The organism is Acinetobacter courvalinii, from assembly GCF_014635545.1.
Taxonomy (GTDB): domain Bacteria; phylum Pseudomonadota; class Gammaproteobacteria; order Pseudomonadales; family Moraxellaceae; genus Acinetobacter; species Acinetobacter courvalinii.
In genome coordinates, this window is record NZ_BMDA01000003.1 from 295,654 (window position 1) to 307,060 (window position 11,407).

Annotated in this window: 10 protein-coding genes; 4 read left to right on the plus strand and 6 right to left on the minus strand. The window is 41.3% G+C overall.

Annotated elements, in window-relative coordinates; all coding sequences use genetic code 11:
- Positions 1–267 precede the first annotated feature (267 nt).
- The 4 genes from IEV39_RS13585 to IEV39_RS13600 all read right to left on the minus strand — a co-directional run bounded on the left by IEV39_RS13585 (position 268) and on the right by IEV39_RS13600 (position 4,217).
- Entirely contained in the window at positions 268–1,677 is a 1,410-nt protein-coding gene (locus tag IEV39_RS13585) for a short-chain fatty acid transporter (protein WP_005288626.1), read from the minus strand.
- A 128-nt stretch (positions 1,678–1,805) separates the two neighbouring features.
- On the minus strand, positions 1,806–2,447 hold the full coding sequence (locus IEV39_RS13590; RefSeq protein ID WP_005288623.1) for a CoA transferase subunit B: 642 nt from the start codon (positions 2,445–2,447) through the stop codon (positions 1,806–1,808).
- A 2-nt stretch (positions 2,448–2,449) separates the two neighbouring features.
- Entirely contained in the window at positions 2,450–3,154 is a 705-nt protein-coding gene (locus tag IEV39_RS13595) for a CoA transferase subunit A (RefSeq protein WP_005227039.1), read from the minus strand.
- A gap of 178 nt (positions 3,155–3,332) precedes the next feature.
- Entirely contained in the window at positions 3,333–4,217 is an 885-nt protein-coding gene (locus IEV39_RS13600; RefSeq protein WP_005288619.1) for a LysR family transcriptional regulator, read from the minus strand.
- Between the two features lie 506 nt (positions 4,218–4,723).
- On the opposite strand from IEV39_RS13600, the gene IEV39_RS13605 reads away from it, so the two are divergent.
- Both IEV39_RS13605 and IEV39_RS13610 read left to right on the plus strand, forming a co-directional pair.
- A complete protein-coding gene (locus IEV39_RS13605) occupies positions 4,724–6,148 on the plus strand; it encodes a GntP family permease (RefSeq protein WP_005288617.1) in 1,425 nt (474 codons plus the stop codon).
- Between the two features lie 71 nt (positions 6,149–6,219).
- Entirely contained in the window at positions 6,220–7,005 is a 786-nt protein-coding gene (locus IEV39_RS13610) for a 3-hydroxybutyrate dehydrogenase (protein WP_005288614.1), read from the plus strand.
- A 64-nt stretch (positions 7,006–7,069) separates the two neighbouring features.
- Here IEV39_RS13610 and IEV39_RS13615 read toward each other — a convergent pair whose 3' ends face one another.
- Complete coding sequence (locus IEV39_RS13615; RefSeq protein ID WP_005288611.1) at positions 7,070–7,678, minus strand: hypothetical protein; 609 nt, start codon at positions 7,676–7,678, stop codon at positions 7,070–7,072.
- A gap of 162 nt (positions 7,679–7,840) precedes the next feature.
- Between IEV39_RS13615 and IEV39_RS13620 the strand changes: the two genes are divergently transcribed.
- Positions 7,841–8,428: a hypothetical protein gene (locus IEV39_RS13620; protein WP_032883197.1), complete on the plus strand. Its 588-nt coding sequence runs from the start codon at positions 7,841–7,843 to the stop codon at positions 8,426–8,428.
- Between the two features lie 103 nt (positions 8,429–8,531).
- Positions 8,532–9,551, plus strand: a complete 1,020-nt coding sequence (locus IEV39_RS13625) for a coiled-coil domain-containing protein (RefSeq protein ID WP_005288606.1) — start codon at positions 8,532–8,534, stop codon at positions 9,549–9,551.
- Positions 9,552–9,631: 80 nt separating this feature from the next.
- Here the strand turns inward: IEV39_RS13625 and IEV39_RS13630 are convergent, their stop codons facing one another.
- The gene (locus IEV39_RS13630) at positions 9,632–11,386 is read right to left on the minus strand and encodes a Shedu anti-phage system protein SduA domain-containing protein (RefSeq protein ID WP_005288603.1); all 1,755 of its coding nucleotides are present in this window, start codon (positions 11,384–11,386) and stop codon (positions 9,632–9,634) included.
- Between the last annotated feature and the right edge of the window lie 21 nt (positions 11,387–11,407).

Below are 11,407 nucleotides of genomic sequence, written 5' to 3' on the forward strand. Positions count from 1 at the left end.
AAAAACTCAGGCTGTAGGGGAACAGCCCAATTTAATGAAATAAATAATGCAAAAAGTGCACCAATTTAGAAAGTAATTTGTAATTTTGGTGAATAGTGGTGCAATTTGCTTAAAAACAGCACAGTTTATGCGGTGGTTTGAATGCAACATCACCCTGCAAATTTCATTTATTTTTTAGTTGATGAACAAGCGCAAGCGAGCATACCACCGTCACGCTTCATCTTGATCGGATAGACGATCATGCCTGACGATGGCGAGCCTGCGTATTTACAGCACAGGTGGGGTATAGCTTAAGGTTCTGCCTAAAATCCAGAGTAAAAACAGCACCAAAGGTAAATGAACGACCAGTTGGGTGACGGTAAAACCAATCACGTCTTTGGCTTTGAGTTTTAAAATCCCGAGCATGGGCAGCATAAAGAAGGGGTTGATCAGGTTGGGCAATGCTTCTGCTGCATTATAAATCTGTACCGACCAGCCGAGATGCACTTGCAGATCATTGGCAGCCTGCATCACATAAGGCGCTTCAATAATCCATTTCCCGCCGCCAGAGGGTACAAAGAAACCTAGAACGGCAGAATAAATTCCCATCACAATGGCAAAGGTTTCTTTGGAGGCAATCGAAACAAAGAATTCGGCAATATAGTGGGATAGGGAAAGATCTTCGCTGTTTAAGGCTTGCGTCATAATAAAGGCGATACTGCCGTAGAGCGGGAACTGGATCAGAATTCCTGAGACCGCAGGCACCGCCTGACTGACGGCATTGAGAAAATTACGCGGGGTACGGTGTAAGGCCAGACCTAACATTAAAAACACAAAGTTATAGGTATTCAGACTGGAAATGGCAATGATGGGATTGGTTTTGGAAAACTCGATAAACATCCAGATCAGGCCTAATGCCACCACAACAATGGTCAACAGTGGCGAGTTTTCCAGCCAGTCGCCAGGTCGGGTCGATTTGACTTCCGTCTTTTCCTCTTCATCAAAACTCAGCTCAAAATCCTGCATGGTTTTGACGTTATCGCCCTTAGGGGCCGACCAGTAGGCAATCGCAATTGAAACAATCACCAAAATTAAAGTCATGAGCAAAGACTGCCACAGGAAAATGGTTTCAGTAAATGGAATCACACCGGTTAGGTTATAGATCGACTCAGGCAGACTGGTTTTATTGGCCTGTAATTGTGCTGCAGATGAACTGATGCCCAGTGCCCAGGTCGCACCCATGCCGATAATGGCTGCAGCCGCAGCAGCGCGATAGTCCATATGCAGTTCTTTACGCTTGGCCAGTGCAATCACCAGTAAGGCGGTTAAAATGGTACTGACCGCCCAATTGACCAGTGAAATAAGCAGACTTGTGGTGGCAACCAAGACAATGGCACTACGTCCCGAATGCGGAATACGCGCCATCATCTGAATCAGTTTTTTCACAGGCGCAGACACGGAAACCACGTAACCGACGATAATCAGCATGGTCATTTGCAGGGTAAAGGGAATTAAGCTCCAGAAACCGTTACCGAACGAACTGGCAACATCTTGGACCGGGGCACCGATACAGGTTGCAGCGAATGAAACAATGATGACACCGAGTAAGGCAAAGATATAAGAGTCTGGAAACCATTTTTCCGACCAGTTACTGATCCGTAATGCGAAACGCTCCAACAGCGCAGGTTGTTTATTCATCTTAAGCATCCATCTTTGATTGTTATAAAGTTCATTTGTCCTAAATGAATTTTTTGTTGCCTAGAAACGGCTAAAAGTGATGCTCGGAAAGCATCACTTCAATAAGGGAAATAAAAGGAAGTAATCAGTTAAGCTTGGGCTTCAATCAACAGCTCAACACCCGTCGCTTCCCGGATTTGCTGTTCAGTCACATCAGGGGCTAACTCGACCAGTTTGATGCCTTCAGCAACCACATCCAGTACGCCCAGATCAGTAATGATGCGATGCACCACTTTTTGTCCTGTGAGCGGTAAGCTGCACTGTTTGACGATTTTGGCTGTTCCATCTTTGGCATTGTGTTCCATCAACACCACCACGCGTTGTACGCCGGCAACCAGATCCATGGCACCGCCCATCCCTTTGACCTTTTTGCCCGGAATCATCCAGTTGGCGAGGTCGCCTTGTTCAGAGACTTCCATGGCACCCAGAATGGCGATATTGACGTGACCACCACGGATCATGGCGAAGGATTCACTGCTTGAGAAAAAGGCCGCACCTGCACGTGCAGTGACAGTTTGTTTACCTGCATTGATTAAATCAGGGTCGAGTTGTTGTTCGGTAGGAAATTCGCCAATGCCGAGTAGACCATTTTCCGATTGCAGCCATACATCCATATCCTCTGGAATGTAGTTGGCAACCAGTGTTGGCAGGCCAATACCGAGATTGACGTAGAAACCATCCTGTAATTCTTTTGCGGCACGTTGTGCCATTTGTTCACGTGTCCATGCCATGATTATGCGTCCTGTGCTTTTAGGGTTTTTTGTTCGATACGTTTTTCAGGTGTGGCATTCAGTACCACACGATTGACGTAAATGCCCGCTAAATGGATTTCATCTGGATCAAGTTCGCCAATCTCAACGATCTGTTCAACTTCGGCAATGGTAATTTTTCCAGCCATGGCACATTCAGGGTTGAAGTTTTGCGCGGTTTTACGGAATACCAGATTGCCGGCTTTATCCGCTTTATAGGCTTTAACCAGTGCCACATCTGCGGTCAATGACGGTTCAAGGATATAGGTGCGACCATTAAATTCACGTTGTTCCTTTCCTTCAGCCACCAAGGTACCTGCACCTGTTGCGGTATAAAAGGCAGGAATGCCTGCGCCCCCAGCACGTAATTTTTCGGCGAGTGTGCCTTGAGGTGTGAGTTCAACCTCAAGTTCGCCATTTAGATACTGGCGTTCGAATTCTTTATTTTCGCCTACATAAGACGAGATCATTTTTTTAATTTGTCGGGTCTTGAGCAGCACACCCAAGCCAAAATCATCAATGCCTGCATTATTGGAAATACAGGTCAGGCCAGTTACACCTGTGTCTTTTAGCGCTTGGATCAATGCCTCAGGAATACCGCATAGGCCAAAACCGCCCACTGCAAAGGTCTGCTGATCTTGCACCACATCTTGTAGTGCCAGTGCTGCGGTTGAATAGACTTTATTCATTTTTTTCACCTGTAAATTCCTTGGTTTCTATTAGTTTTAGCACTCAGGGATTATTTACAGAAGTTTAAATTTCTAAAGGATTAATGAGGGAAACTCATTAATACCAGAAAATTCATCGATTTCACTCAAAAGGGCGCTATGACGGGCGAGTTGGTCTTGGTGTAGTGACTGCAAGGACTTAGCCAAAATCATGTTGTAGCAGGATCTCGATAAACTCGGCTGAAATATTGGAAAGCTCAAAATCTTTTTTATAGACAATGCCAATCGCTTGCGGCAGTTTACCATCTTCAATTTCAATCAGAACGTTATGTTCCTTGTCGATAAAATTCTGAAAATGGCGGGGAATGGCACTAACGCCCATATCCAGTGCCACAAAGCTGGAGAGGGAACTGATCTGATGACATTCAACTTTTAAATCTAAAGTCAGATGATTTTTAAGACAGTTTTCTTCAATCAGGTGACGAACAATGGAGGGATGCTGCAAGGTCACAAAGGGATTGGCGCACAGCTGTTTCCAACTGATCGAATCTGCACTTGCCAGTGAATGCGTCTTGGGCAACAGCGCCAGAAAATCTTCCTCAAATAAGGGCTTAAATTCCAGTTGATCATTGCGTGGCGGTTCAAAGCAAATCCCGATTTCAAAAATACCATCCTGCACATTTTCCAGTACTTTCTCATTGGGAATATCATGAATGGAAAAGCTGATATTGGGATGCTTGGCTAAGAAGCTATGAATCACTTGTGGCAAAATCGCATGGGTGACAAAGGGCATCGAGGCAATATTGAGGGTGCCGCGATTGAGTTTAAAACGTTGTTTAACATCCTTTTCCATATCCTCCCAGTTGGCCAGTAATTTCTTGGCATAGGGAATCAGTGATTTTCCTTCCTGTGTCAGCTCGACCCGACGGGTATTGCGCTTAAACAGCTTGCCCCCAAGTTCTTCTTCCAGTGATTTGATACTCAAACTTAACGCAGACTGACTGAGATGCAGTTCAGCAGAGGCATTTGCATAATTCAGGGTACGCGTCAGCGCAAGAAATGCCTTGAGTTGCTTAAGTGTCATGTTCAGTCGCCTGTTCGGAAAGTTTTTGATTTATATGGTGTAATTTATAAAAAAAACAGCACATTGTGACTGGCATTTTTGTTAATTCGGTAGCGAGAGGCAAGCCGTTTGTTTTTAACTCAAGGACAAATGATTATTCACTCACTTTATCTCAATATCGAAAAATGGATTTTAAAAAGAATAAGCTAAATATAATTTGATGAGATTGATGAGTATTTTTGAACAGTTAATTTGTTTTACTAATCAATTAAATTATTTGCTGTTAATTTATATAATATATTGATTTTTATTAAAAAATAAAATGATGTATTTTGTTTTAATCGTCTTGTTTTTTATGGTTTTAATGCTATTTTAAAATACGTTTGAGCATGTATCTTTGTTTTGAGATGCTGTATTGCCATCGGCAGTTTCTTGATTTTATTTATGGTTAGGATAACCACCACACAGTATAAAAAAAATAATCTGGTTGACCCTGACATATATTCTTTGGAATGGAGTAAAAGAATATGTGGGACTTATTTGTCATTCTGCTGTCTTTAGGCTTGCTGATGTACACGGCCTATCGCGGTTTTTCCGTCATTCTCATGGCGCCGTTATGCGCCTTGCTGGCAGTCTTTCTGATTAACCCCGCCAATGTGCTGCCGTTTTATTCGGGCGTTTTCATGCCAAAGATGGTCAATTTCATTAAAGACTATTTTCTGGTGTTCCTGCTGGGGGCGATCTTTGGCAAAGTGGTAGAAATGTCGGGCATTGCCGAGTCGATTGCCCGCACCATTGTCAACTGGATTGGTGCCAAGAAAGCCATTTTAACCGTGGTCTTACTCGGTGCCATTCTGACCTATAGCGGTGTCAGCCTGTTCGTGGCGGTATTTGCGATTTATCCATTTGCCAATCAGCTGTTCCAACAAGCCAATATTCCAAAACGTCTGATTCCCGGCACCATTGCCTTAGGCGCATTTACATTCACCATGGATGCCTTGCCGGGGACACCGCAAATTCAGAACGTAATTCCAACCACGTTCTTTGGCACCAATATCTATGCTGCACCATTTTTAGGTGTGATCGGGGCGATTTTTGTCTTGGGGATGGGGCTGCTGTATTTGGAGTCACGCCGTAAAGCTGCGGCTCGTGCAGGTGAGGGCTATGCAGGTTTTGCTATTGAAGATGTAGCCACGCAAACGACAGCTGATGTTGAATCATCAACCCAAAGCAATAGTTCAGTACTGCGTCAATGCATGGCCTTTGTGCCATTGATTCTGGTTGCGGTGATGAACCGTTATCTGTCCACAGCCATCAAAGAATGGTATCCGAATGGTTTTGATTTTAATGCCATTGGTTTAGCCAACTACACGGTAGATGTTGCAAAAACAGGGGCGATTTGGGCAGTCGGTTTGGCCTTGATTGTCGGGATTATTGCGGCGATCTTGTTCGATTATCAGCGCGTAGTGACCAACTTTAAAGAAGGGGTGAATGCCAGTATCAGTGGTTCATTGCTGGCGGTGATGAATACTGCTTCAGAATATGGCTTCGGTGCGATTATTGCGGCATTGCCAGGCTTCGCTTTGATTAGCCATGCACTCGGTACTACCTTTACCAATCCTTTGGTCAATGGGGCTGTGACCACGACCGTATTGGCAGGGATTACCGGTTCAGCCTCGGGCGGGATGAGTATTGCCCTGAGTGCGATGGCAGAAACCTATAACGCTGCCATTGTCGCAGCAGGAATTCCACCGGAAGTGATGCACCGTGTGGTGGCGATGGCCTCGGGCGGTATGGACACACTCCCCCATAATGGCGCGGTAATTACCTTGCTTGCCGTTACAGGCTTAACCCATAAGCAATCCTATAAAGATATTTTCGCAGTGACGATTATTAAAACCTTGGCGGTATTTGTGGTGATTGCTGCATTTACATGGTTCGGGATTGTATAAGACATATTTTAATTTGAGCTTGCCCATAATAAGGGCGAGCAATCCAGATAAACAAAAACAGGAGTAGCACCGTGACTCAACAACTTGAAGCCAAAGTGGCCTTTATTACCGGTTCAGCCAGTGGCATTGGTCTGGAAATTGCGAAAAAATTTGCGCAGGAAGGCGCCAAAGTGGTGATTTCTGATGTCAATGCCGAGAAATGCCAGCAAGCGGTGGAACAGTTAAAACAGCAAGGATTTGAAGCCTTGTCTGCGCCTTGTGATGTAACTGATGAACAGGCTTATAAAGCCGCGATTGATTTGACTACACAAACCTTTGGGTGTCTGGATATCCTGATCAATAATGCCGGTTTTCAGCATGTTGCAGCGATTGAAGACTTTTCAACCGAGATTTACCAGAAACTAGTCCAAGTGATGCTGACAGGTTCATTTATCGGGATTAAACATGCATTTCCAATCATGAAAGCACAACAATATGGCCGGATTATCAATATGTCTTCGATCAATGGATTGATTGGTTTTGCCGGAAAGGCGGGTTATAACAGCGCCAAGCATGGGGTGATTGGTTTGACCAAAGTGGCAGCTCTGGAATGTGCCCGTGATGGGATTACTGTGAATGCACTCTGCCCAGGCTATGTGGATACACCATTGGTGCGTGGGCAAATTGCGGACTTGGCCAAAACCCGTAATGTGAGTCTGGAAAGTGCTTTGGAGGATGTGATTTTAGCCATGGTGCCGCAGAAGCGTTTACTCAGCGTGGAGGAAATTGCCGACTATGCGATTTTCCTAGCCAGCAACAAAGGGGCAGGGATTACAGGGCAGGCGGTGGTAATGGATGGGGGTTATACCGCACAGTAATCCGTTTACGTGATTAAAAAAGCCGCTCAATTGGGCGGCTCTTTTATGAAATGACAGTGATGAGTTAGCACAGCGCAATGCGTTTAATTTTTTCATCTGTTAAGAAAAACACAGATGTTGCACAGGTTTCTTCTAAAACATTGACAGAAATACCATCACCTTTGAACTTTAGATAATGTTTTGGGTCAATTTGCTCATCAGCTAAGATATTTCCATCTTCATCAAAGCGATAATCTTCATCCACGTAAATATCTGTTTTAGGTGCAACTTCAAAAGTTCCGAAAATATCAAGGTCATAATCTTTATCTGTATTTTCGTAGTAATAAACTTTGTTGCTATTTGAGATACGGAATTCAAAGAGATATTTCATTCCTTTTTTATTTGGGTTTTTCAGCACTCGAAAGGTATCCAGATTTCCATCGCCATCAAAGTCAATAAACAAAGGCTTTTTGAGATGGGTTGTATCGACTGAATAGCCTTTTGGTAGTGGGGTTGAATTATTGGCGAGATAATCGGATTCGGGTGTAGCAGCAATAAGCACAGGTTCTGACACGGCTTGAGTCTGTTGAGCTGCCTTTTGAATGGGTTGATCGCTTTCTGCTGATGTTTTTGGTTTTTCATTACATCCAGCGAGCAAAATAAATGAGGTGAGTAATAGGACTTTATTCTTCATACAATTTGAGTATTTAAATGATGATGTATATAACAGATTTTAGCTTAAAAGTTGGATCTGTCATTTTTAATGTTTAATTCAAATTGAGGAGTATGAGAACTTTCTTTAGTCGATATTTTTTGAGTTAGAATGAACCTGCCTTTAATTCTAATACGACTTCATATGAACAATAAATTTGTCAGTTTTTGCTTTTTATCAGTCTGTTTAACTCAAATAAACCAAGCCCAAGCAACGCCATTCAAGACGTATCAATCTGAGCCATTGCATTGTGGCGAAGCGACTTTTCAAGTGATTTCATCCTGTTATGATCCCGATGAAGGCGCATTGAGAGGAAGTGGCGGCGTCATGCGTGAATCTTGTCAATTCAGTCATTTGCTGGTGAACTGGAAAGGACAGCAAAAGCGCATTGATTTTCCCATCGCAACAGCAGAGCAAATGCAGCAATTAAAAAGCAAAGGCTATAGGTTGCAAAAAGTGATTCGCCAAGGGGATTGGTCACCACAAAGTTTGGCCTGTGGTCAGGTCAAAGGCATTGACGGGTATTTTGTGGTGGTCAATCAATCAACCACCAATGATTTGAATCAAGAGTACTTGGGCAAAGGATCGTTGAGTGAAGAACCTGTGTTACTGAATCTGAATGGCACGATGACCAGTAATGCACTGAGACAAAAAATTTATCCCTTGCTGAAACAGGATAAAGTTAAAATCACCAAAGTCGTTTCAGCCAATGCCTTATTTGGCGATGAGTAAAGCTTCGTTCAGCGACTGGTTTATCCAAACACGATATTGAAAGTGTTTGCTGACTTTGTCGGTTAATTATTGCTACACTTTTTTATTTTTAGGCAGATGCGTGATGTCTTTTGATCTTAAAGTCAGTTTAAAGAAAAGGGCTGAACCTTCCTCACAGCAGAAGAAGCTGAATCGTCTGATTGATCAAATAGAACAGCAAAAAATCAGCCTTGCCACATGGCAGAATGCGCAAGCCGAGATTCAACAGCACACAAGGCAAAAGCTGATGCCTGTGTATAGCGAATTGCATGAAATCCTGTTTCAGCAGTTGGATCAACTTTGGAATTTGTTGCAACAGCATGAGTTTTCCAAAACTAATATGCAGCAACTGGATGAAAAAATTGCCCAGCTTGCCCAACTGTTAAAGCGTTCCAAGATATTGAAGGATGAACAGTTAAAACTGGTCAAGCAGATTGATACTTTTTATCAGCAACACGCCCAGCAATCGATTAAAAAGACTAAAAAAGTACAGTCAGCCAAGTTTGAACAGCATCAAAGTTTTGAGCACAGTACGGCATCAGAAGAAGATGACTTTGAACAATATGCGGCCGAGCAGCAACAGGCACGAGAAAAGGCCAAGCAACTTAGACAGCAACAGAAACGTGAACAAGCTGAGCAAATGGCAGCGCAATCGCTGAAAACCGTGTATTTAAAAATTGCTGCGATGATTCACCCTGACCGTGAGCAAGACGAGACCAAGAAAAAAGAAAAAACTGAGTTATTCCAACAAGCGAGTCAGGCCTATGAACAGCAGGATTTGTTTTATTTACTCAAACTTCAATTACAGCTTGAGCAGAATAAAGGTGTCGGGACGAAAGAGTTATCGGCAGAGCAAGTAAAGTTCTATAAACTGGCTTTGGATGCACAGAGTCAGCAGCTTGAAAGTCAAATTGATGAGATTTTAGATTCTTTTCAATTGGCTAAGAAAGTCAAAGCTGAGCATCTGCATATTAGTGATGTGTATAAAGCCATAGATGCAGATTGTGCCGAGTTAAAGCAGCAATTGAAGTGGGAAAAAGAGCGTTTAAAGTATATGAAAAAGGTGAGTGGGGTGGAGATGTTGTTAGGGCATGGGGTTTTATAAACCTCTCCTAAGTAGAGAGGTTAATTTATTCAACGTGAAATTGTATAATTAATTTATAAAGACTTTTTAGACTCCATGACTTATTTTGAACCTAATTCTTTTAAAAGCCAATTTAATTGATTTCTCGCGGTTGAGATGATTTCATCAAATACTAGAATTTCAACATTAGGCTCCGAGTAATTTCTGTTAGCTAAGTCAGGTGACCTTTTTCCACCCATTAATATTACTTTTATATCTTTATTGGTATATGGTAAAAAATCATGCCTATAATGAGTTACTTGTTGATAGTCACTAAAAGCTAGAGGGTGCTTAGGGCGCTTAAACTCTATAAGTAAATATTGAGAAAAATAATTTTCACTTAGCATTAAGTCAGGTCTTTTATCTGCTCTTTCACCTGAATAGTGTTTTTTAAAATAATTGTTAATTTGCTTTTTTAGAGTAGTGTTACTACTAAAAATTGAATATTGAGCGCCTAAAATCCATAAGTTATTTTCTAAACTTTTATGAACTTCGCTTTCTAGGGTTGCATCTTCGTCACAAAGTTCCTCAAAATAATCTAAGAATTTTAATCGAGTCTTTGTTTGTTCGGCAATAATTGCTAATTCAGCTAATCCAAAATCTGATAGGGCTTCAGCTAGCTTGGAAATGTCATTTTTATCAGCTTCATTTATATAATCTAATATTGCCCTGTAGTCTGATTTTTCCAAAGAATCTAGTAAAACGTTGACGATAGGTTCAAGCTTTGAATCAGGTTCACCATAGTATTTCTCTAATATAGACTTGATTGCTTTGTCTGCAAATTGCCTTTTATATTCTGGTAATAAAGCTAAGCGTTCTTGAGCTTTCTTTTGCAAACGAGCTTTTGCTAAGTTTATTTCTCGTCCATATTCCTCTTTTACTTTAGCAATTAAAATTGGCTGAATAACTTCTTCAAGCTTTTCTAAAAGTAAACTATTCTCAATAAATGAACCCCAGTCAGCAGTAACATGATCTGATAGCCAATCGGCTTCTATTTCGCCATATATTTTATCTAATAGCTTTGCAGGGAAGCTTTCATGTTTATCTAAACCAAAAAAATAAGGATTCCCAACCACTTTCCCTTGAACTTTAATAGATATTCCTGCTTGTTTTAATTTCGATTTTTCTGTTGAGATCACTAATTGTAATTTTACTTCCCCTAATTTTTCTATATTAATAGTTTCGTTATGAAAATTACCTTTAAGATCATCAATATCTAATGTTTTAGAATTTATGATTATTTTGAAATTATCGCTACGTCTATATTCTCGAATTAATATAGATTTAAATTTCTCTGGATTAGGAAAACGTAAATTCTGTTTTAAATTATAGAATGAAATTCTAGTGCCTTTTAGTGATGTATCGCATTCTGTTGAAATTATAGATAAATCTAACTGTCCCAATTCTATTGCTTCATTTAATTTGTGTGAGGAAATTTCAAAGCTAGAATGTTTACCTCTTGCCCATGTTTCTAATTTCATATTATTAGCTATCATTAAACCAGCAAATTTTCCAATTCCTTTCTTACCTTTTACTTTTCTTTTAAATATTTTAGTAAGCTCTCCTCGACGCTTTCTGCGATCACTCGCAATAAAAAGGTATTCATTTGATAGTTCTTGTTCAGTCATTCCAGAACCGAAATCATGAATAACTATGGGGGTATTTGTTAATATTTCGGGAAGTTCTATCTGAACTGTATCAGCATCTGCATCCCAAGCATTATCAATCAATTCTTTTAGTGCTAATTCAGATGAATTATAAGACTGCGAAAGTAAGGTTAATAGGCGAGTATCAACTTGGAATCCTTTTTTTTCCATAATGTCCTCAAAATATATTTA